This window comes from Candidatus Deferrimicrobiaceae bacterium, assembly GCA_035256765.1.
In the GTDB taxonomy this organism is placed as follows: Bacteria; Desulfobacterota; Deferrimicrobia; order Deferrimicrobiales; family Deferrimicrobiaceae; genus CSP1-8.
Genome location: DATEXR010000017.1, coordinates 41,157 through 62,503, shown reverse-complemented (window position 1 = coordinate 62,503; position 21,347 = coordinate 41,157). Strand labels below are relative to the sequence as shown.

The 21,347-nt window shown below is 64.6% G+C and carries 20 protein-coding genes and 1 tRNA gene; all 21 read left to right on the top strand.

Going from position 1 to position 21,347, the window contains the following annotated elements; all coding sequences use genetic code 11:
- Positions 1–976: 976 nt before the first annotated feature.
- On the top strand, positions 977–1,300 hold the full coding sequence (locus VJ307_00820; protein ID HJX72667.1) for a response regulator: 324 nt from the start codon (positions 977–979) through the stop codon (positions 1,298–1,300).
- A gap of 31 nt (positions 1,301–1,331) precedes the next feature.
- Positions 1,332–3,230: a molecular chaperone DnaK gene (dnaK, locus tag VJ307_00815; GenBank protein ID HJX72666.1), complete on the top strand. Its 1,899-nt coding sequence runs from the start codon at positions 1,332–1,334 to the stop codon at positions 3,228–3,230.
- 83 nt (positions 3,231–3,313) lie between these two features.
- Entirely contained in the window at positions 3,314–3,763 is a 450-nt protein-coding gene (locus VJ307_00810) for an Hsp20/alpha crystallin family protein (protein ID HJX72665.1), read from the top strand.
- A 70-nt stretch (positions 3,764–3,833) separates the two neighbouring features.
- Positions 3,834–4,289: an Hsp20/alpha crystallin family protein gene (locus VJ307_00805; GenBank protein ID HJX72664.1), complete on the top strand. Its 456-nt coding sequence runs from the start codon at positions 3,834–3,836 to the stop codon at positions 4,287–4,289.
- 72 nt (positions 4,290–4,361) lie between these two features.
- Positions 4,362–5,354 carry a J domain-containing protein gene (locus tag VJ307_00800; GenBank protein HJX72663.1) on the top strand — a complete coding sequence of 331 codons (993 nt, stop codon included), beginning with the start codon at positions 4,362–4,364 and terminating at the stop codon, positions 5,352–5,354.
- A 48-nt stretch (positions 5,355–5,402) separates the two neighbouring features.
- Complete coding sequence (gene htpX, locus VJ307_00795) at positions 5,403–6,254, top strand: zinc metalloprotease HtpX (protein HJX72662.1); 852 nt, start codon at positions 5,403–5,405, stop codon at positions 6,252–6,254.
- 43 nt (positions 6,255–6,297) lie between these two features.
- Positions 6,298–8,574, top strand: a complete 2,277-nt coding sequence (locus VJ307_00790) for an ATP-dependent Clp protease ATP-binding subunit (protein ID HJX72661.1) — start codon at positions 6,298–6,300, stop codon at positions 8,572–8,574.
- Positions 8,574–9,044, top strand: coding sequence for a DUF1844 domain-containing protein (locus tag VJ307_00785; protein ID HJX72660.1), 471 nt, complete (start codon positions 8,574–8,576; stop codon positions 9,042–9,044). The genes VJ307_00790 and VJ307_00785 overlap by 1 nt, the downstream gene beginning before the upstream one ends.
- Positions 9,041–10,513, top strand: a complete 1,473-nt coding sequence (locus tag VJ307_00780) for a DegQ family serine endoprotease (GenBank protein HJX72659.1) — start codon at positions 9,041–9,043, stop codon at positions 10,511–10,513. The genes VJ307_00785 and VJ307_00780 overlap by 4 nt, the downstream gene beginning before the upstream one ends.
- A gap of 124 nt (positions 10,514–10,637) precedes the next feature.
- Positions 10,638–13,265, top strand: a complete 2,628-nt coding sequence (gene clpB / locus VJ307_00775; protein HJX72658.1) for an ATP-dependent chaperone ClpB — start codon at positions 10,638–10,640, stop codon at positions 13,263–13,265.
- A gap of 84 nt (positions 13,266–13,349) precedes the next feature.
- A complete protein-coding gene (gene ispE, locus VJ307_00770; protein ID HJX72657.1) occupies positions 13,350–14,201 on the top strand; it encodes a 4-(cytidine 5'-diphospho)-2-C-methyl-D-erythritol kinase in 852 nt (283 codons plus the stop codon).
- Positions 14,202–14,227: 26 nt separating this feature from the next.
- Positions 14,228–14,512 (top strand): septation regulator SpoVG, encoded by a 285-nt coding sequence (gene spoVG / locus VJ307_00765; protein HJX72656.1) that lies wholly within the window; start codon positions 14,228–14,230, stop codon positions 14,510–14,512.
- Positions 14,513–14,615: 103 nt separating this feature from the next.
- Positions 14,616–14,689, top strand: a tRNA-Gln gene (locus tag VJ307_00760).
- A gap of 90 nt (positions 14,690–14,779) precedes the next feature.
- Complete coding sequence (locus tag VJ307_00755) at positions 14,780–15,715, top strand: ribose-phosphate pyrophosphokinase (protein ID HJX72655.1); 936 nt, start codon at positions 14,780–14,782, stop codon at positions 15,713–15,715.
- A 15-nt stretch (positions 15,716–15,730) separates the two neighbouring features.
- Positions 15,731–16,393, top strand: coding sequence for a 50S ribosomal protein L25 (locus VJ307_00750; protein HJX72654.1), 663 nt, complete (start codon positions 15,731–15,733; stop codon positions 16,391–16,393).
- On the top strand, positions 16,362–16,988 hold the full coding sequence (pth, locus tag VJ307_00745) for an aminoacyl-tRNA hydrolase (protein HJX72653.1): 627 nt from the start codon (positions 16,362–16,364) through the stop codon (positions 16,986–16,988). Before VJ307_00750 ends, pth begins: the two co-directional genes overlap by 32 nt.
- 83 nt (positions 16,989–17,071) lie before the next feature.
- Positions 17,072–17,470 carry a 30S ribosomal protein S6 gene (gene rpsF, locus VJ307_00740; protein HJX72652.1) on the top strand — a complete coding sequence of 133 codons (399 nt, stop codon included), beginning with the start codon at positions 17,072–17,074 and terminating at the stop codon, positions 17,468–17,470.
- 15 nt (positions 17,471–17,485) lie between these two features.
- Positions 17,486–17,884: a single-stranded DNA-binding protein gene (gene ssb / locus VJ307_00735; GenBank protein ID HJX72651.1), complete on the top strand. Its 399-nt coding sequence runs from the start codon at positions 17,486–17,488 to the stop codon at positions 17,882–17,884.
- A gap of 111 nt (positions 17,885–17,995) precedes the next feature.
- Complete coding sequence (rpsR, locus tag VJ307_00730; protein HJX72650.1) at positions 17,996–18,211, top strand: 30S ribosomal protein S18; 216 nt, start codon at positions 17,996–17,998, stop codon at positions 18,209–18,211.
- Positions 18,212–18,221: 10 nt separating this feature from the next.
- On the top strand, positions 18,222–18,665 hold the full coding sequence (rplI, locus tag VJ307_00725; GenBank protein HJX72649.1) for a 50S ribosomal protein L9: 444 nt from the start codon (positions 18,222–18,224) through the stop codon (positions 18,663–18,665).
- Between the two features lie 29 nt (positions 18,666–18,694).
- Positions 18,695–21,346, top strand: a complete 2,652-nt coding sequence (locus VJ307_00720; GenBank protein HJX72648.1) for a replicative DNA helicase — start codon at positions 18,695–18,697, stop codon at positions 21,344–21,346.
- Position 21,347 lies beyond the last annotated feature (1 nt).

Below are 21,347 nucleotides of genomic sequence, written 5' to 3'. Positions count from 1 at the left end.
CCGTCCGGACCGATTCCCCTTCCTTCGGCCCGAACGCTCGAGGAGATCGAGCGCGAGGCCATCGTGGCCGCCCTGCTGAAGACGGACGGGAACAAGACGCAGGCGGCGAAGAGGCTCGGGATCGGGCTGCGAACCCTCCAGCGAAAAGTCAGGGAGTACGGGATCTCCTAGGAAGCTTCGTGGTTCATATCCAAAATATGGCAACGGTTCTATACGTGCCTCCCGGTGCCCGGGGCTCGCGGGCGGCTATCGCTCCGCATCCTCGGAGGGGGGTCGCTCACTTCGTCGCTCGACTTGCGATGAACCCGCAAGTCTGCGCTTGACCTTCCTCCCGGAAAGCTCCGTTCGGACCCCCCGTCCTTCGGCTGCTCCGCCGATGGCGCCCCGGTGTAGGGTACGCACCGGGAAGGCGCCGCGTGGCTTGTTCGTCGGCCGGGGACCCGAGGCGATGCGGGGGGGTCGACGAGGCGGGGGGACACTCCTGGAGGTTGTCGGTAGTACGGTTGGAGGAGTGTCCCGCCGAAGGGAAGAAATCGCGTCGAGCGGAACCGGCAGCGAGCGGGCGCAAGGTCGCGAGCGTAGCCGAGGGGACCCCTCCGCGAGCCAGGGGCCCCGGTTGCGGTCCCCGGGGACACTCCCAAGGGGGACATTCCTAACACTGGGTGGGGACACTCCTTTATTTCTCGTCGATAGAATCAGGAGTGTCCCCGGAGTGTCCCCGCACAGGAAGTTGATCACGTCAAAATGGCGCAGCCCAGGGGCGGCGCAGGTACGCCATTTTGGCGCGATTTTTTCTTCGGTTGATCGCCTGTCCGGTATTGGCCAATAATAACTGATTAAAAACAGAAAGTTATGCTGATCTTACAAGGGGGCTCCCTTTGGCACGGATGTTGGACATCAGGTAGGGTGCAGGGAGGAAAAAGTGGCCCGAAGAGTGGTTCTGATCGCGGATGCACAAGGAGAGGACTGGGGTCCGATGGCTCCGCTTCTGGGGGCACTCTCCGAGGCGGGGGCCATGACGGAGCTCTTCACGGACTGCACCGCCGGTCTGGTCAGTGCCGTCCGCGGGGGGACGGACCTCCTCGTCATCGACATGGACGTGCCCTCGTCCGGAGGCCTGGACACGCTGGCCAAGATCGGGCGCGTCGCTTCGCGGGTCCCGGTCCTCCTGTTATCCGCGGAGGACAGCAAGGCGCAGCGGATGTGGGCGGTCGAGGTGGGCGTGCTGGGATACGTCACCAAGCCGGTGGACGGCCATCTGCTTGCGAGATTCATATCGAAGGTGTTGAAAGGGTACTGAACCAGAATCCGGGAAAAAGGAGAAGGGGAATATGGCGAAGATCATCGGGATCGACCTCGGCACCACGAACTCCGTGGTGGCCGTGATGGAAGGCGGGGAGCCCAAGATCATCATCAACGAGGAGGGCAGCCGGCTCACGCCTTCGGTCGTCGGCATCGGCAAGGGGGGCGAGATTCTCGTCGGCCAGGTGGCCAAGCGCCAGGCGGTATTGAACCCCGAGAACACGGTTTTCTCGATCAAGCGGTTCATGGGCCGCCGGTACGATGAGGTCGCCGAGGAGATGAAGCTCGTTCCCTACCGGGTGACGAAGGGGGACAGCCAGAAGGCCACCGTGACGGCCGGCGGGAAGGAGTACACCCCCGAGCAGATCTCCGCCATGGTGCTCGGGAAGCTGAAAAAGGCCGCGGAGACGTACCTGGGCGAGGCGGTCCAGAAGGCGGTCATCACGGTGCCGGCGTACTTCAACGACTCGCAGCGGCAGGCGACGAAGGACGCGGGCGCGATCGCGGGGCTGGAGGTCCTCCGGATCATCAACGAGCCGACGGCCGCGGCACTCGCGTACGGCCTCGATAAGAAGAAGAACGAGCTGATCGCGGTCTTCGATTTTGGAGGGGGCACCTTCGACATCTCGATCCTCGAGGTGGGAGACAACGTCGTCGAGGTGAAGTCGACCAACGGGGACACGCACCTGGGGGGCGACAACATCGACCAGCGGATCATCGAGTGGATCGTGGCGGAATTCAGGAAGGATCAGGGGATCGACCTGTCAAAGGACCGGACGGCGCTTCAGAGGCTGAAGGAGGTGGCCGAGAAGGCCAAGATCGAGCTCTCCTCCGTGATGGAGACCGAAATCAGCCTCCCGTTCATCACCGCGGACGCGACGGGGCCCAAGCATCTCCAGCTCAAGCTCACGCGAAGCAGGATGGAGCAGATGACCCAGGACATCCTCGACCGGACTCTCAAGCCGTGCGAGCTGGCGATCCAGGACGCCGGGATCTCCGTGGACAAGATCGACGAGGTCGTGCTCGTCGGCGGCTCCACCCGGATGCCGAAGGTCATCCAGATGGTGAAGAGCTTCTTCCGCCGCGATCCGCACCAGGGCGTGAACCCCGACGAGGTGGTGGCGGCGGGCGCCGCCGTCCAGGCGGGCGTCCTCGGCGGTGAGGTGAAGGACATGCTGCTCCTCGACGTGACCCCTCTGTCGCTCGGGATCGAGACGCTCGGGGGGGTGATGACGAAACTCATCGAGAGGAACACGACGATCCCGGTCCGGAAGAGCGAGATCTTCACGACGGCGGCCGATGGTCAGACGAGCGTGGAGGTCCACGTCCTGCAGGGGGAGCGGGGGATGGCGGCGGCCAACCGGACCCTGGGGAGGTTCCACCTCGAGGGGATTCCGGCCGCGCCCCGCGGCGTCCCCAAGATCGAGGTGACCTTCGACATCGACGCCAACGGCATCCTCCACGTCAACGCGAAGGACACGGCGACCGCCAAGGAGCAGAAGATCACGATCACGGCGTCGACCGGCCTCGCCAAGGAGGATATCGACCGGATGGTCAAGGAAGCCGAGGCGCACGCTTCCGAGGACCGGAAGCGGAAGGCCGTCATCGAGGCGCGCAACCACCTCGACTCCCTCGTCTACAACACGGAGAAGACGCTCCGGGAGAACCGGGAGAAGGTGCCCGCGGATCTGGCGGCCGAGGTGGAGGCCGCGGTCTCCGAAGCGAAGGAATCGATGAAGTCCGAGGACGAGAACGTCCTGAAACAGGCCGCGGAGAAACTCATGCAGCGTTCACACCGTCTCGCCGAGCACATGTACAAGGAGGCGTCCTCTTCCCCCCCCCCGCCTGCGCCGGAAGGCGAAGCGGCGGGAAAGGGACCGGAAGGGGAGGTGGTCGACGCGGAGTACGAAGACCCCGCGAAGAAATAGCGGGGATCATGATCCCCGATTTCGGGACAACCCATGCACACATTCCGGCTTCGTGTCAGAGCCGGAGGAAAGGAGGACACATCATGGCACTTATTCGTTGGACGGATCCGTTCCGGGACATCACAACCCTTCAGGACCGGATGAATCAGCTTTTCGGAAACTTCCTGGAAAGCGGTCATGGCCGCGAGGAAGCACTGGGAACCGGCGTTTGGATGCCGGCCGTGGACATCTATGAAACCAAGGACGCGATCTGCGTCCGGGCGGAGCTTCCCGGCATGGACAAGGAAGCCATCGGCGTCGAGGTCAAGGATGGCGTCCTCACGCTGCGAGGGGAGCGAAAGATCGAGAAGGAGGTAAAGGAGGAAAGCTACCACCGGATCGAACGGTTGTACGGTACCTTCCATCGCTCCTTCACGTTGCCCTCCTCGGTTGACGGGGAGAAGGTCACCGCCCGGATGAAGGACGGTGTCCTGCAGGTGGACCTGCCGAAGAAGGAGCAGGCGAAGCCGAAGCAGATCAAGATTGCGGTGTAACGAAACGATCATCCATCATTGCCCCCCGGGCCCCGCGATCGGGGCCGGGGGGGGTACGAGGAGGAGAACCATGGCGATCGTACGCTGGCTGGACCCGTTTCGCGATTTGTCGACCATCCAGGAAAGGATGAACCAGATTTTCGAGGATGCGCTTTCCCGTTCCCGAGGGAGAGACGAGGGGATCCGGACGGGAATGTGGACACCGGCCGTGGACATCTACGAGAACAACGATTCCGTCGTGGTCAAGGCGGAACTTCCCGGCGTGGAGAAGGACCAGATCTCGGTGGAGGTGAAGGACGGGATCCTGTCGCTTCGCGGGGAGCGCAAGTTCGAGAGGGAGGTCAAGGAGGAGAGCTACCACCGGATCGAGCGGTCGTACGGGAACTTCCAGCGATCCTTCTCGCTTCCGGTGTCCGTCGATCAGGAGAAGGTGACGGCCAAGTTCAAGGACGGCGTTCTCGAGGTGAAACTTCCCAAGAAGGAACAGGCCAAGCCGAAGCAGATCAAGGTGAATGTTATAGAATAAATGCGGTTTCCGGGCTCCGGGGGGCAGCGTGGCTCCCCGGTATTTTTCCCGGGGAGGGCGGCTGTACCGGGGATGGATCCCAGGAAGAACTACTACGAAGTGTTGGGTGTGTCGGAAAACGCCACCGGCGACGAGATCCGGAAGGCGTTCCGACGGCTGGCGAAGAAGTACCATCCCGATGTGAACCCAGGGGACAAAGCGGCGGAAAGCCGTTTCAAGGAGATCAACGAGGCGAACGGGGTCCTTTCCGACAGGAAGAAACGGGAGGAATACGACGCGGTACGGAAAGGGGTCTTCACCGGGGGATTCCGGGAGGGAGGACCGTTCCATTGGGCGGGCGGTTCCGGTTTCGACCCCGGGGGGTATCCCCAGGGGGAGGCGTTCGACCTCGGGGACATATTCGGAGACCTGTTGCAGGGAGGGCGGTTCGCGCAGGCCGGCGGGCGCGGGGTCGACCTCACGATGGACCTTCCGGTCGATTTCCTCGACATGGCCAGGGGGGCCGTGAGGGATCTTCAGTACCAGCGGCCCAAGGCGTGTGCGGGGTGCCGGGGATCCGGCCGGGCGGGACGGCGGGGGTGTCCGCAGTGCGGCGGGGCCGGCGTGACGGAACATGCCGAACGGATCAAGGTCCGGATTCCCGCGGGGGCGCGGGACGGGTCCACCATCCGCGTGGGAGGGAAAGGGGGAGAACGAACCGCTTCGGGAAAAAGCGGGGACCTCATCATCCGTCTCCGCATGATTCCCCACCCGTACTTCCGCAGGGAGGGAAGCGACATCTTCCTCGACTTGCCCGTCACCTATTCCGAGGCGGTGAAAGGGGCGAGGATATCGGTGCCCACGATCGACGGTCCTGTGACGGTTTCGGTTCCGGAGGGCTCGTCGAGCGGCAGGAAACTCAGGCTCAAGGGAAGGGGCGTGCCGACGCCGGGAGGCGGTTCACGGGGCGACCAGTATGTGGTGTTGCAAGTGGCCGTCCCGAAAGAGCAATCGAAGGAGTTTCTCTCCCTGGTCGATCGGCTTGCCGCATTTGAGGATCCGAATTTACGAGGCGGCTGGAACTGATTTGGCTATAATGGAATCAATACGCAGGAGAGGAGAGGGAGAATTCGCATGGGCAATACATTGAAAACCGGGGTGCTTCTCGCGCTGCTCACCGTTTTATTCGTCGGGATCGGGAATTACGCGGGCGGTCAAAGCGGCATGGTCATGGCGTTCGGCTTTGCCGTCCTCATGAACGCAGGGGCCTACTGGTTTTCCGACAAGATCGTGCTCCGAATGTACCGCGCACAGGAGGTTTCCGAGGCCGAGGCCCCGCAGCTTCACGCCATGGTGCACAGGCTCGCGACGGCGGCTTCCCTTCCGATGCCGAAGGTCTACATCCTCCCCTCCGATTCGGCCAACGCCTTCGCCACGGGCAGAAATCCGCAGCACGCCGCCGTTGCCGTGACGCAGGGAATCATGAAGATTCTCACCCCGGACGAACTGGAAGGGGTGCTCGCCCACGAGATGGGCCACGTGAAGAACCGGGACATCCTCATCGGGACGATCGCCGCAACGCTGGCGGGGGCCGTCATGATGCTGGCGCGGTTCGCCCAGTTCGCCGCGATTTTCGGGGGCGGAGAAAGGGACCGGGAGGGGGGAGGCGGAGGACTGGGGCTCATCGTGATGGCGATCCTCGCCCCGATCGGCGCGATGCTCGTCCAGATGGCGGTCTCCCGATCGCGGGAGTACCAGGCCGACGCGAGCGGCGCGAGGTTCTGCGGGCGACCCGAATCGCTCGCCCGCGCGCTGGAGAAGATCGCAGAGGCGTCAAAGCGGGTCCCCATGGAGGCCTCGCCGGCGACTGCCCACATGTTCATTCTGAGCCCTCTGTCCGGGAGGGGGATGATGTCGCTGTTCAGTACCCACCCCCCCGTGGAGAAGAGGGTGGAAAGGCTGCGAGCGATGCGGGTGGCCGCCTGATGGACGGGTCGCCGGAAGGCGGGAAAGGAGCGTTGACCTTATCATGATGGAGATCTCGTTCTACCGGGAGAAGCTCTCCGAGTCCGGTCAGCGGATGCTGAACGCCTCCATCGAGGAGTCCCAGCGCCGGCACCACTATTACCTCGGCCTCGAGCACCTGTTCATCGCGTTCGCCGAACAGGAGAAGTCGACGTTCCGGGAGCTCATGGCGTCCGTGGGGCTTTCCGTCGAAGCGGTGCTCTACTCGGTGAACGAGCACTTGAACATCTCCCGGCAGTACCTCGGCGTGGGGCTCAAGGTCCCGCCGGCGACGAAGCAGGTCTTCCGGGTGGCCTGGGAGACGGCGCAGAGAAACCGCCGGTCCCAGATCGACGCCGCGGATCTTTTCCTCGGGATCTTCCACGAGGTCCATTCGATCCCGTCCCGGATCCTCAAGAACTACGGGGTGGACCCCGCCGTCGCTCTTTCCCGCTTTTCGACCCAGCTGCGCAGCCGGGAGGAGAAGGTCGAGGAGTTCCGCAAGCGGTACGAGCTGCCCGCCAACCTGCGGACGTTCGGGGTGAACCTGAATCTTCTCGCGCGGGAGGGAAAGATCCCGCCGATCGTGGGGCGGGACCGGGAGATCGACCGGATCATCGAATATCTCTGCCACAAGGACCGGAGCAACTCGGTGATGATCATCGGGGACCCCGGTGTCGGGAAGACCGCGGTGGTGGAGGGGCTCGCGATGCGGCTGGAATACGAGCCGCACAGGGTCCCGGAACGCCTGCGGGCCCACCAGGTCGTCAACCTGCAGATGAACACGGTGGTGGCGGGCACGGTCTTCCGAGGCATGTTCGAGGACCGCATCGAGAAGGTCATCGCCGAGGTCCGGGAGCGCCGGAACCTGATCCTGTTCATCGACGAGGCCCACACCCTGATCGGGGCCGGCTCCGCGATGGGCGTCCCCTCCGACGCCGCGAACATCTTCAAGTCGACGCTCGCGCGGGGGGAGGTCCAGATCATCGGGGCCACCACCTTCACCGAGTTCAAGGAGATCATCCAGGAGGACGAGGCGCTCGCGCGCCGGTTCCGGGTCGTAAAGATCGAAGAGCCGACGAAAGAGGAGACGCGGGAGATCCTGTTCGGGCTGAAAGCCAGGCTGGAGACCAATTACGGCGTGGAGATCGCGGACGAGGCGATCGAGTTCGCCCTTTCCATGTCCGACCGGTACGCGCGGTCGCTGCGTTTGCCCGACAAGATCATCAACTGGATCGACACGGCGTGCGTCCGGGTCGAGATCCGCGGGGACGAGGGGAAATCCGTGAGGAGCCAGGACGTCCTCGGGGTGATCTCCGAGGAGACGAAGACCCCCCCGGACATCGTGCGCCGCGACGTTCTCGACCGGTTCCAGGATTTCGAGGAGAAGATTTCGCGGAGGCTCGTCGGTCAGCACGAGGCGATCCGGGCCGTGGGGAAATCGCTTCGGATGAACAAGGGGCCCTTGAAGGAGAACATCTTCCGTCCGGACGGCGTTCTGCTGTTCCTCGGGCCCACGGGCGTCGGAAAAACGGAGATGGCGAAGGCGCTCGCGGAATACCTCTTCGGGGACGAGCGCCACATGGTCCGGGTGGACATGTCGGAATACCGGGACGGGGCCCTCGCCGTGGACAAGCTCATCGGGATGCCGCGCGGCATCGTCGGCTCCGAGAGGGGGGGGATCCTGACCAACCAGATGCGGGACAATCCCTATACGGTCGTCCTTCTCGACGAGATCGAGAAGGCGGACTCCTACGTGCACAATCTCTTCCTCCAGGTCTTCGACGAGGGGTGGCTGACCGACGGGCGCGGGAAGAAGGTGTACTTCTCGGACGCGATCATCATCATGACGAGCAATCTGGGCGCGGAAGAGCTTTCGAAACTGACCCGCCCCCTGGGCTTCGCTGCCGGCACCGAAAATTTCGATCCGGTGAAAAAAAGCATCATCAAGGCGGTCGAGAACCGGTTCACCCCGGAATTCATCAACCGTCTCGACGACGTCATCGTCTTCTCCCCGCTCACGTTCGACGAGGTGAAGCGGATCGCGGCGATCTACCTCGGGTCGATCCGGAAGTCGATGGCGGCCTCGGGCAAGACGCTTACCTTCTCCGACGCCTCCCTCACCGCCCTCTCATCGACTGGGTTCAGCGTGAAGTACGGGGCCCGTTTCCTCAAGCGGCACATCGACGAGAAGGTGAAAATGCCGATCACGCTCAAGTGGAAGGAGTCCGATCGCTTCTTCGTCGATGTCGATGAGGAAGGCGGGGAGGTGGTCGTCATCGCGCAGGGGGTGCCCATCTGATGTCCGAAGAGGAGAAAAAGGGATTCAAGGTCGTCGACCGGCGGGGCGTGGAGAAGGAGGAGACCAGGCCAGAGGAGTCCGCACCTCCTCCGCCGCCGCAAGGCGATGCCGGGAACCGCACGGCCCCGGGGAGTGTCCATGGAGGAAAAAGCCCTGGGGGCGAAACATCGCCCGTGGGAGGGCCGTCGTTCCTCGATCTCGTGCTGTCGGTCCAGATGGGGGCGATGGTCAACCTGGGGATGGTCCAGGCCGGCGACGGCCGGAGGTCCCCGGTGAACCTCCCGGCGGCCAAGGACTCGATCGACCTCCTCGAAATCCTCAAGGAGAAGACCAAGGGGAACCTCACGGAGGAGGAGTCGGGTGTTCTTTCGGAGGGGCTCTATCACCTCCGGATGGTGTACGTGGCGGCCGTCAAGGCGGGGGTTTCCGCGCCGAAGGCGGGCCAGGGCCCGGGAGGGGAGATCAAGTGATCGGAAAAGGCAAGGTCGTCGTTCTCTTGCTCGCGGCGGTGGCCGCGGGAGTGGTCCTGTCGGCGGGATTGAACCTGTCTCCCCTGACCAACGCCTTCTTGGGGTCGGGCGAGAAGGAAAAGGGGAGCGAGGTCGGAGCCGTCGCGCCGGACAGAGTGCTTCCGATCGAGAGCATTCCCACCCTCGCGAAAGGGGTTTCGCCGGCGGTCGTGAACATCAGCACGACGCAGGTGGTGCGGTTCAACCGGCCGCGCTTGCGCTCCCCCTTCGGCCAGCAGGACCCGTTCGAGGAATTCTTCCACAACTTCTTCGGGAACATCCCCCGGGAGCAGAAGCGCAGGAGCCTGGGGTCCGGGTTCATCGTCTCCGATGACGGGTTCATCCTCACCAACAACCACGTGGTCGAGAAGGCCGACGAGATCACGGTGACGTTGCTGGACAAGGAGGAATTCCGGGCGGAGGTGGTCGGCACCGACCCGAAGACCGACATTGCCCTCATCAAGATCAAGACGGGGAAGAAGCTTCCGTTCGTGCCCCTCGGGGATTCGGAGAAGCTGGAGATCGGGGAATGGGTCGTGGCCATCGGGAATCCGTTCGGCCTCGGGCACACCGTCACGACGGGGATCGTGAGCGCCAAGGGACGGGTGATCGGTTCCGGGCCGTACGACGATTTCATCCAGACCGACGCGTCGATCAACCCCGGAAACTCGGGCGGTCCCCTGTTCAACATGAAGGGTGAGGTCGTCGGGATCAACACGGCGATCGTCCAGGGCGGCCAGGGGATCGGTTTCGCGACCCCCATCCACCTGGCAAAGTCCGTCCTCGGCCAGCTCAAGGAGAAGGGGAAGGTCACCCGCGGCTGGCTCGGCGTCTACATCCAGCGTCTGACGCCGGACATGGCGGAGACGCTTTCCGTACCGGGGAAGAAGGGCGCCTTGGTGGCGGACGTCACCAAGGGCGGCCCGGCGGAGAAGGCGGGGCTTAGGTCCGGGGACGTGATCGTCTCCTTCGACGGGAAGGACGTGTCGGACGAGCACGATCTTCCCCAGATCGTCGCCTCCACGAAACCCGGCAAGAATGTGGAGGTGACCGTGATCCGCGACGGCAAGGAAGGAAAAATCCCCGTGACCATCGCGGAGATGGAGCCGGAAAGCGGGCAGACGCGCGCCGGTGGGCCGGACCTCTCGAAAGGCCTGGGGCTCACCGTCCAGGACATCACGCCGGAGGTGGCGAGGCACCTCGACATCGAGAACCGGAAAGGGGTGCTGGTCTCGTCGGTCGAGTCCGGCAGCCCGGCGGAAGACGCGGGCTTCCGCGAGGGGGACGTCATCCGGGCGATCAACCGGATCTCCGTCAAGGACTCCAAGGAGTTCGAACAACGGATGAAGAAGGTGAAGGAGGAGAAGACCGTCCTGTTCCTCGTGGAGCGGGGGGAGGGGCGGATCTTCCTCGCGGTGAAGAACCGGTAACTTCGTCAGGGAAACACTTCCCTGAGAGGGAGGCTGGGGGGGGACACTCCTATCTCGAGTTTCATGTTGAGGAGTGTCCCCCCGTTGCAAGAAAGCCCCCCTCATCGAGCTGTAAGAATATCCGATGATATCTCTGGACAAGTTGACCGTGAAGTCGCAGGAGGCTCTGCAGGACGCCGTCCGCATCGCCTCGGAGGCGGGCCACGCCCAGGTGGAGCCGGAACATCTCTTCGTCGCCCTGCTCCGCCAGGAGGGGGGGGTGGCGACGGACCTTTTCGCCCGCGCGGGCGTGCCGGTCCCGCGTCTTCTGTCCGGGGCGACCTCCCTGCTCGGTTCCTTCCCCAAGGTGTCGGGAGCCGTGAGCCGCGGGCTCTCCCCGCGGATGGAACCCCTTTTCAACCGGGCGCTCGCCGAGGCGGACGCCTTCCGGGACGAGTACCTCTCCGCCGAACACTTCCTCCTCGCCATGACCGTCGAACCGGGGGCCCTCGCGGATCTGCTCCGTCGGCACGGCGTGACGCGGGAAAGTCTCCTGTCGGCGCTTACCTCCATCCGGGGGACGCAGCGGATCACGGATGAAAACCCCGAGGCGAAGTACCAGGCGCTCGACAGATATTGCCGGGACCTGACCGAACTGGCCCGCCGGGAGAAGCTCGATCCCGTCATCGGCAGGGACGACGAGATCCGGAGGGTGATCCAGGTCCTCTCCCGGCGGACGAAGAACAACCCCGTCCTGATCGGGGATCCGGGCGTCGGGAAGACGGCGATCGCCGAGGGACTGGCGCAGCGGATGGTCACCCGGGACGTCCCCGAAAGTCTCCGGGACAAGCGGGTTCTCGCCCTGGACATGGGGGCGCTGATCGCCGGCGCGAAGTACCGCGGCGAATTCGAGGAGCGGCTCAAGGCGGTCCTTGCGGAGATCGCCGCCGCGGAGGGGCGGGTGATCCTCTTCATCGACGAGCTGCACACGCTCGTGGGGATCGGCAAGGCCGAAGGGGCGATGGACGCATCCAACATGCTCAAACCGGCCCTCGCCCGGGGCGAACTGCGCTGCATCGGGGCGACCACCCTGGACGAGTACCGCAAATACGTGGAAAAGGACGCCGCGCTGGAGAGGCGCTTCCAGCCCGTTCTCGTGGAGGAGCCGTCGGTCGAGGACACGATCGCGATCCTGCGGGGGCTCAAAGGCCGGTACGAGGTGCACCACGGCGTCCGAATCAAGGATTCGGCCCTTGTCGCCGCCGCCACCCTGTCGAACCGGTACATTTCCGACCGGTTTCTCCCCGACAAGGCGATCGACCTGGTGGACGAGGCCGCGTCGAAGCTCAAGATCGAGATCGACTCCGTTCCCACCGAGATCGACGAGGTCGAACGGAAGATCATCCAGCTCGAGATGGAGAAGCAGGCCCTGTCGAAGGAGACCGACGCCGCCTCGGGGCAGCGCCTCACCCGCATCCAGGAGGAGCTGGCGGCGCTTTCGGGGAAGGCGGCGGAGTACCGCTCCCGGTGGGAGGAGGAGAAGAAGGCGATCGGGAAGAGCCGCGAGGTCAAGGAGAAGATCGAGCGGGCCCTCTCCGAGATGCAGCGGGCCGAGCGGGAGGGGGATCTCGGGAAGGCCTCGAAGCTGAAATACGGCGAAATCCCCGCCCTGCAGAAAGAAGCGGAGGCGCTAAGGGGGGACATTCCGGATATATCTCCGGGACACGGGAGAGGAGTGTCCCCGCACATCACCCAACCCGGGGGTCGTCTCCTCAAGGAAGAGGTGGATGAGGAGGACATCGCCCAGGTCGTCTCCCGCTGGACCGGGATCCCGGTCTCGAGGCTGGTCGAGGGGGAGATCGAGAAGCTCGTCCGGATGGAGGAGCGGCTCGGCGAGCGGGTGGTGGGCCAGGACGACGCCATCCGGCTCGTCGCGAGCGCCGTCCGCCGCGCCCGGTCGGGGTTGAAGGACCCCCGCCGCCCCATCGGTTCCTTCCTGTTCATGGGGCCCACCGGCGTCGGGAAGACGGAGCTGGCGCGGGCCCTGGCCCAGTTTCTCTTCGACGACGAGCAGGCGATGGTGCGCCTCGACATGTCCGAGTACATGGAGAGACACTCCGTGGCGCGGATGATCGGGGCTCCCCCCGGGTACGTGGGGTACGAGGAGGGGGGTGCGCTGACCGAGGCGGTGCGACGGAAACCGTACACGGTGATCCTGTTCGACGAGGTGGAGAAGGCGCACCCCGACGTCTTCCACATCCTCCTGCAGATCCTCGAGGACGGGCGGCTGACCGACGGGAAGGGAAGGACCGTCGATTTCCGGAACGCCGTTGTGATCCTTACCTCCAACATCGGCTCCTCCTGGATCCAGGAACTCTCCGGCAAGGGAGAAAAGGCCGTCCGGGAGAAGGTCATGGAGGAGCTCCGCCGGCAATTCCGCCCCGAGTTCCTGAACCGTCTCGACGAGATCATCCTGTTCCGGTCCCTCGGGAAGGAGGAACTGGCAAGGATCATCGGGATCATGCTCCGGGAGGTGAACGACCGGCTTGCGGACAGGAAGATCGCGGTCACCGTGACCGACGCCGCCCGGGAAAGGCTTGCGGAGATCGGGTACGACCCCGCCTACGGGGCAAGACCGCTTCGCCGGGCCATCCAGAAGCACCTCCAGGACCCCCTCGCGCTCCACATCCTCAAGGGGGAATTCCGCGAAGGGGATTCCGTCCTGGTGGACGCGGACGGGGAAACCGGTTTTTCCTTTCGAAAAGCGGGGTAACGGCGGCCGGTTCGCGGGTGCCTTGACAAAAGGGGGCGGGAGGGGTAAGTATTAAATAAAAACAGCGTTTGAAATGGGCACAGTGTGAACGCATCCCCGGCAGTTTCTTTCCTCGCCCCGGCCAAACTGAACATATCCCTCCGGGTTTTCGGGAAACGTCCCGACGGGTTCCATCACATACGGTCGGTCATGGTTCCGGTATCCCTCTACGACGAAGTCACCGTGGAGGAGACCTCCGCGGGGATCTCCGTGGAGGCGGACGACCCTTCCGTGCCGGGAGGCGCGGGGAACAGCTGCTACCGGGCGGCGGCCCTCTACCGGGAATGGGCGGGAGGCCCGGGAGGGGTCCGGGTCCGGATCCGCAAGGTCATCCCCACGGAGGCGGGTCTGGGCGGCGGAAGTTCCGACGCGGCCGCCACGCTCAAAGGGATGATCGCCCTGACCGGGAAGTCGCCTCCCTCCGGGGTGATTCTCTCCCTCGCGGCCGACGTTGGGGCCGACGTCCCGTTCTTCACCCTGGGCCGGCCCGCCCTCGTGGAGGGGTTCGGGGAGGTGCTGACGCCGGTCGAATGGAAGGTCCCCTTCTTCGCGCTGATCGTCAAGCCCCCGCTCGGGCTGTCGACGCGGGAAGGGTACGAAAGGCTGGGGCGGGAGGCGGCGCCTCCCCCGGTGCAAGAGGAACCCCCTTCCTTCCGGGAATGGGAGGATCTGGTGTCGGCCGTGGGAAACGATTTCGAGAGCGTTTGGGAGGAGGCGCGGCCGGACCTGCGGAGAACCAAGGGGGAATTGCTGGCGGCGGGGGCGGAGGCCGCCGGCCTCTCCGGGAGCGGCTCCGCGCTGTTCGGCCTGTTTCGGGACGAAGGGGATGCGCACCGTGCGAAAAGGAGGCTGGGGAACGGGACCGGGCGGAGGCTGTTCGTCGCCCGCAACATTTGACGACAAGCCAAGATAGGAGGGGGGAGATGCAACTCACCGAGGTGAAGGTCTATCCCGTGACCGACGACGAGAAACTGAAGGGGTATGCGACGATCGTCTTCGACGCCTGCTTTGTCGTCCGGGACCTGAAGATCATCCACGGCAACAGCGGGCTGTTCGTCGCGATGCCCAGCAAGAAGAAAAAGGACGGCACGTACCGCGACACGGCGCACCCGCTGAACAACGAGACGCGCCAGATGATCGAGGAGGCGGTGCTGGGGGAATACGAGCGAGAGATCCGAAAGCTTGACGGGCTCGCCGTGGCCCGATAACATTGGGAGAATCTGCGGTTTTCCCTCCGCAGGCGGACGGCCTTCCCGGCGCGGGTTCCCGAGCGGGGATCCGGGCCGGGGGAACGGGATCGCACGGTTGCGCTGGGAGGTCGTCTAACGGCAGGACAGGGGCCTTTGGAGCCTCTAATGAAGGTTCGACCCCTTCCCTCCCAGCCATTTCCGTTTTCCCCTTGCCAAGGGACGGACAATCGGTATAATACCTTTTTTCTCTACTCATCGGATGGTTTTCCGAGCAGAGGACGTGGTGTGACCAGGCTCAAGCTGTTTTCGGGCAACGCGAATATCGATCTCGCCAGGGAGATCTGCGCCTTTCTCTCCGTTCCCATGGGGGCCGCGGAGGTGAAGCGGTTCAGCGACGGGGAGATCAACGTCGACATCGGGGAGAACGTCCGGGGGGCGGACGTCTTCATCGTGCAGTCGACCTGCCCTCCGGTGAACGACCACCTGGTCGAACTCCTGATCCTCATGGACGCCCTGAAGCGTTCCTCGGCCAAGAGGGTCACGGCGGTCATCCCCTATTACGGGTACGCCCGGCAGGACCGGAAGGTGCTCCCCCGCGCCCCGATCACCGCCAAGCTCGTGGCGGATCTTCTGACGGCGGCGGGCGTCTCGCGGGTCCTCACGATGGATCTGCACGCCGGGCAGATCCAGGGGTTTTTCAACATCCCCGTCGACCACATGTATGCGGCGCCCGTGATGCTCGAGTACATCAAGGCCAACTGGGACAACGAAATCGTGTTCGTTTCCCCCGACGCGGGGGGGGTGGAGCGCGCCCGGGCCTTCGCCAAGCGCCTGAAGGCCACGCTGGCGATCATCGACAAGCGCCGGGGGGGGGCCAATGAATCCCAGGTGATGAACATCATCGGGGACGTCGCGGGGAAAACCGCGGTCCTCCTCGACGACATGGTGGACACGGCGGGGACGATGGTCCAGGGGGCGGCCGCGGTTCGCCGGAACGGGGCGAAGCGCGTGTTCGCATGCGCCACCCACCCCGTCCTCTCGGGCCCGTCGATCGAGCGGCTGGAGAAGTCCGAGGTCGAACAGCTCGTGGTCACGAACACGATCCCCCTGGGGGAGAAAGCCGCGTGCAGGAAGATCCGTGTCCTCTCGGTGGCGAACCTTCTCGGGGAAGCCATCAAGCGGATCCATTTCAACGATTCCGTAAGTTCGCTCTTCGTATAGCGGGAGGAAAACGAAATGGCCATGATGGAGTTGACGGCGGTCCGCCGCCACGGGTCCGGGAAGGAAGGGGCCCGGAAAATGCTTTCCCGGGGGAAGGTGCCGGGGGTCATGTACGGAAAAGGCCTTGCGACCCGCTCGATCGAGTTCGATCGCCGGGATCTGGAGAAGTTCCTTGCCGTCGCCCGACGCGGGACCGTCATCGTCCGGATGAACGTGCAGGACGAGGCCGAGGGGAAGGAATCGTACGCGGTTCTCAAGGATGTCCAGACGAACCCCCGGACCGACCGGGTGATCCACGTCGATTTCTACGAGGTCGCCTTCGGGAAGAAGTTCCGCATCGAGGTGCCCATCCGGATCCGGGGGAAGGCGGCCGGGATCGAGCAGGGGGGCATCCTTGAGCAGGTGACCCGCACCCTCGAGGTCGAGTGCCTTCCGGCGAACGTGCCGGAATTTCTGGAAGTGGACGTTACGCCGCTCGGAATCGGGGACTCCCTTCACTTGTCGGACGTGAAGTTCCCCGAGGGGGTCGAGCCGGAGGAGAAGGACATGACGACCACCATCGTCGCCGTGCACGCCCCGAGAATCGAGGAGGTCGTGAGCGTGGCGCCCGTGGAAGAAGAGGCGGCGGCGGCGGCGGAAGGCGCCAGTGTGGCGGAACCCGCGGAAAAGGAAAAGTAGCGGCGTCCCCGCCCTTTCCCGTCTCGTGTTCGGGCTCGGGAACCCCGGGCGGCGGTATGCGGGAACGTTCCACAACGCCGGGGGGGCGGCGGTGAGCCTCCTGGCGGAGGGAAACGGCATCCGGCTCCGGCCATCCGGGGAGGCCGAATACGGTTGGGGGCCGGTAAGCGGGGTGATGGTCCTCCTCGGCAGGCCGAGGACGTACATGAACGAAAGCGGCCTGGCCGTGGCGCCCGTCTACGGGAGGTTCGCGGGTTCCCCCGAAGATCTCGTCGTTCTCCACGACGACCTCGATCTGGACCTTGGCGTCGTGAGGCTGAAGCGGGGCGGCGGAACGGGCGGGCACAACGGCCTCCGGTCGCTTGCGGTGGAACTCGGCACCCGGGACTTCCTGCGGGTCCGGATCGGGATCGGCCGTCCCCCGGCGGGGGTCGACCCGGCCGATTTCGTTCTCCGCAAGGTTCCGGACGAGGTGCGGGACCGGTTTGAAGGCGGAGTCTCCTCCGCCGCGGAGGCGGTCGTCGACATCCTTCGCGAAGGGTTCGACAAGGCGATGACACGCTGGAACGCGCGGCGCGAGCAGCCCCTTCCCTGAAGCGTGCAGGAAAGGGAACATACTCCTTGCTCCCGGCGGGATCCGACCGGGGGCTTGATCAGCCGAAAGGAGGCTTAGGGAAGATGACGAAGTACGAAACGGCCATCCTGTTCGATCCGGAACTCCCCGAGGACCGGCGCAAAGAGTTTCTCTCCAAGCTCGAGGGGATCATCGCCTCGTTCGGGGGGGAAATTTTCAAGCAGGACGACTGGGGGATCCGGAAGCTCGCCTACCTGATCCAGAAGAAGCACAACGCGTATTACACCTTTCTCCTCTATTCCGGCAAGCGCGGCGTGGTGGAGGAGGTGGAGCGGAACATCAAGATTTTCGACGGAGTCATGCGCCATATGACGTCGCGCGTGGAGTACGAGGTCAAGCCGGCCGCGGCGACTCCGGATGCGGAGGCAAGCCCTTCCGGCCCGGAGGACGCTGGGGCGGCTTCCGTGACCTCCCCCCCCGGGGACGGGGCGCCCAACGCCTAGCGGGAAGGAGGACCGATGGTCACCTTTAACCGTGTGATCCTCGCGGGGAACCTGGTCCGTGATCCGGAGATCCGGTATCTTCCCTCCGGCCTGTCGGTGACCAGCTTCGCCGTCGCGGTCAACTCGCGGTACCGGCAGAACAACGAGCTCAAGGAAGAGGTGTCCTATTTCGATATCGTCGCCTTCGGGAAACTGGGAGAAACCTGCGCCGAGTACCTTTCCAAGGGCCGGCCGGTGCTCGTGGAGGGGCGCCTGCGCCAGCGCCGCTGGGAGTCCGAGGGGACGAGGAAGAGCAAGATCGAGGTGGTGGCGAGCGGCATCCAGTTCCTCGGGGGAGGTCCGAAGAGCGGCGGGGGCGAAAGCGATTCGGGCGGCGCGGCGCCGGACGCCCAGGAAGACGACATTCCGTTCTAACGAGAAATCATTCCAGGAGGCGGAAGAAAAGCGATGAGTGTCCCGACGAAACCGAGGTACGGCCCGGGAAGGCCCGGTGGCGGGCCCGGAGGCGGCCCGAGAAGGCGATACGTGAGGAAGAAGTTCTGCCGGTTCTGCGCGGAGAAGGACCTCCGGATCGACTACAAGAACGTGTATCTGCTCAAGCACTTCATCTCCGAGCGGGGCAAGATCGTCCCCCGCAGGATTTCGGGGACCTGCGCGACCCACCAGCGCAAGCTGACGGTGGAGATCAAGAAGGCCCGCATCGTGGCGTTGGTTCCGTTCACGGCAACGCAGGTCAGGTAGGGGGATCCCGATGAAAGTGATCCTGCGCGAGGATGTCGAAAAGCTCGGGAAGGCCGGCGACATCGTGAAGGTCGCCGACGGGTACGGCCGCAACTATCTCATTCCGAAGCGGCTGGCCGTCCAGGCCGACGTTCGGAACCTCCGGGCGCTCGAGCACGACCGCCGGGTCATCGAGGCCCGCGCGAAGAAGTCCCGCAAGACGGCGGAGGAACTGGGCACGAAGCTGTCCTCCCTGTTCCTTACGATCCCCGCGAAAGCGGGGGAGGAGGGAAGGCTCTTCGGGGCGGTCACGTCGCGCGACATCGCCCAGGCGCTCGAAAGCGCCGGGGTCCCCGTCGACCGGAAGATGGTGCTGCTTGCCGAGCCGATCAAGCAGATCGGGGAGTACAAGGTGAAGGTCAAGGCGGGAACGAATATCGTTCCCGAGGTCTCGGTCAGCGTGGTGGCGGAATAGCGGCCACCCGCCGGGGAAGGGGGGGCACGATGAGCGGTTCGCGGCTGACGTCGCAGGGTGCGTCGGAAACTTCTCTTCTGAAGATCCCTCCCCACAGTCTCGAGGCCGAGCAGGCCGTGCTCGCCTCGGTCCTGCTCAACAACGACCTGATGAACGACGTGGTGGAGATTCTCCGCGCGGACGACTTCTACCAGGGCGCCCACCGGACGCTCTTCTCCACCATGGTGGACCTCTACGAACGGGGCCGGGCGATCGACCAGCTGACGCTCGCCGAGTCCCTCAACGCCCGGGGCGTGGCGAACGAGGTGGGCGGCCTTTCCTACCTCTCCGAGCTCATCCACAACATTCCCACCACCGCGAACGTCGCCGACTACGCGCGCCTGGTGAAGGAGAAATCGATCCTGCGGAGCATGATCGCCGTCGCCCAGCAGATCACGAACTCCGCGTTCCAGGGGGTCGGGGAGGTCGACGACTTCCTCGACAAGACCGAGCAGGCGATCTTCGCGATCGCCGAGGAAAAGATCAAGCCCTCCTACTACTCGATGGCGGAGATGGGCAAGGAGGCGATGCGGGAGATCGAGAAGCTCTACGAGAAGAAGGAGATGATCACCGGGGTCCCCTCCGGATTCCGCGATCTCGACCGGCTGACCGCGGGGTTCCAGAAGGCCGACATGGTGGTCATCGCGGCCCGTCCCGGCATGGGAAAGACGGCCTTCTCCCTGAACGTGGCCCTCCACGCCGCCCTGCGCCACGGGCTGCCGGTCGCGATCTTCTCCCTGGAGATGAGCCGCCAGCAGCTCGCGCTCCGCATGATCTGTTCCGATGCCCGCGTCGATTTCCAGCGGCTGCGGACCGGGTACCTGGCCCAGGACGAGATCAACCGCATCGTCGCGTCCGTGGGGAAGCTCTCCGAGGCGCCGATCTACTGCGACGACTCCGGGACCCTCACCGCCCTCGAGCTTCGCGCGAAGGCGCGTCGGCTGAAAAAGGACAAGGGAATCGGGATGGTCGTCGTCGACTACCTCCAGCTCATGCGAGGGGCGACATCCCGTTCGGGTCAGGACAACCGCGTCCAGGAGATCTCGGAGATCTCACGGTCGCTCAAGGCCCTGGCGAAGGAGATCAACGTCCCGGTTCTCGCCATCTCCCAGCTCAACCGGGGAGTGGAGAGCCGGACCGACAAGCGGCCCCAGATGGCGGATCTGAGGGAATGCGTGACGGGCGACACCCTGGTTCTGACGACCGACGGACTCCGCCCTTCCATCCGGGATTTGGTCGGCAAAGAGGCCGAGGTGTGGTCGATGTCGCCGGAAGGCAGGATCGTCCCGGCGAAGAGTGAATGTATTTGGTCGGTGGGAACGAGGCCCGTGGTGCGTGTCACCATGGCCAGCGGCCGCATGATCCGCGCCACCGCCGATCACCGTCTGTACGGCGCCAACGGATGGGTGCGAGTATCCGATCTCAAGCCGGGCGACCGGATTGCAGTGGCTCGCCGTGTACCGGAATCGAAAGAACCGGTCCGGTGGGCGGAAGACCGGATCATCCTGTTGGCCCATCTCGCCGGGGACGGAAGTTATCTTATCGGGCAATCTCTTCGGTACACGACGGCATCGGAACCGAACAGCTGTGCGGTCGAAGGGGCGGCCCGAAGAGAGTTCGGATCGAAGGTAGCTCGGATTCGCGGACGGGGGAAATGGCACCAGCTCTTTATCGGTGGGAACGGCAACCGGTGGCGCCCGGCCGGGGTGAACCGCTGGCTGCGGGATCTGGGGATCTTCGGACAGCGATCGCACGAGAAGCGGTTGCCCGTGGAGGTCTTCCGGTTCGACGACGAGCAGGTCGGATTGTTGTTGAGACATCTCTGGGCGACGGACGGGAGCATCTTCTGTCGCCGGGGAGGGTCCAAGGGGTCGTCGCGGGTCTACTTCAGCACCTCGAGCGAGGGACTTGCCTTCGACGTGGCGGCTCTGCTGTTGCGGCTCGGGATCGTGGCGAGGATCCGGGTCGTGCGGAAGGGGAAGTACCGACCTGTGTACACCGTGGATGTGTCCGACGCCGATCAGCAGAAGCGTTTTCTCGAGACGGTGGGGGCGTTCGGGCCGCGCGTCGCTCCCGCGGACAGGCTGTGGGAGGAACTGGCCTTCGTGGAATCCAATCCCAATGTCGACACGTTGCCGAAAGAAATGTTTCTCCGGGTGAAGGAGGCCATGGCGGTGCGGGGAATCTCTCGTCGGGACATGGCATCGCTCCGGGGAACCGCGTACGGGGGAAGCGCGCAGCTCGATTTCTCCCCGTCGCGGACCTTGCTGATGGACTATGCGATCCTTCTGGACGATGAACCGCTGCGGCGATGCGCCGCAAGCGACTTGTTCTGGGACCGGGTGACGGATCTTCGTACCGACGGGGCCGAGGAGGTCTTCGACCTGACCGTTCCGGGGCCTTCCTCCTGGCTGGCGGACGGCCTCGTTTCCCACAATTCGGGGGCGATTGAGCAGGATTCAGATTTGATTCTGTTCATATACAGGGAGGAGATGTACGCCAAGGCGAACACTCCCGAGGAGAAAAAGGGGAAGGCCGAGATCATCATCGGGAAGCAGCGGAACGGCCCGATGGGCGTAGTCGATCTCGCGTTCCTCTCCCGCTACACGCGGTTCGAGGACCTGGCGCGGGACTACGAGTAGC

Excerpts from the sequence above, each read along its gene's own strand:
- VJ307_00800 (HJX72663.1), top strand. The coding sequence starts at position 4,362 with ATGGATCCCAGGAAGAACTACTACGAAGTGTTGGGTGTGTCGGAAAAC.
- VJ307_00720 (HJX72648.1), top strand. The coding sequence starts at position 18,695 with ATGAGCGGTTCGCGGCTGACGTCGCAGGGTGCGTCGGAAACTTCTCTT.
- VJ307_00820 (HJX72667.1), top strand. The coding sequence starts at position 977 with ATGGCTCCGCTTCTGGGGGCACTCTCCGAGGCGGGGGCCATGACGGAG.
- VJ307_00790 (HJX72661.1), top strand. The coding sequence starts at position 6,298 with ATGATGGAGATCTCGTTCTACCGGGAGAAGCTCTCCGAGTCCGGTCAG.
- VJ307_00785 (HJX72660.1), top strand. The coding sequence starts at position 8,574 with ATGTCCGAAGAGGAGAAAAAGGGATTCAAGGTCGTCGACCGGCGGGGC.
- rpsF (HJX72652.1), top strand. The coding sequence starts at position 17,072 with ATGACGAAGTACGAAACGGCCATCCTGTTCGATCCGGAACTCCCCGAG.
- VJ307_00810 (HJX72665.1), top strand. The coding sequence starts at position 3,314 with ATGGCACTTATTCGTTGGACGGATCCGTTCCGGGACATCACAACCCTT.
- VJ307_00805 (HJX72664.1), top strand. The coding sequence starts at position 3,834 with ATGGCGATCGTACGCTGGCTGGACCCGTTTCGCGATTTGTCGACCATC.
- clpB (HJX72658.1), top strand. The coding sequence starts at position 10,638 with ATGATATCTCTGGACAAGTTGACCGTGAAGTCGCAGGAGGCTCTGCAG.
- dnaK (HJX72666.1), top strand. The coding sequence starts at position 1,332 with ATGGCGAAGATCATCGGGATCGACCTCGGCACCACGAACTCCGTGGTG.
- spoVG (HJX72656.1), top strand. The coding sequence starts at position 14,228 with ATGCAACTCACCGAGGTGAAGGTCTATCCCGTGACCGACGACGAGAAA.
- htpX (HJX72662.1), top strand. The coding sequence starts at position 5,403 with ATGGGCAATACATTGAAAACCGGGGTGCTTCTCGCGCTGCTCACCGTT.
- ssb (HJX72651.1), top strand. The coding sequence starts at position 17,486 with ATGGTCACCTTTAACCGTGTGATCCTCGCGGGGAACCTGGTCCGTGAT.
- rplI (HJX72649.1), top strand. The coding sequence starts at position 18,222 with ATGAAAGTGATCCTGCGCGAGGATGTCGAAAAGCTCGGGAAGGCCGGC.
- VJ307_00750 (HJX72654.1), top strand. The coding sequence starts at position 15,731 with ATGGCCATGATGGAGTTGACGGCGGTCCGCCGCCACGGGTCCGGGAAG.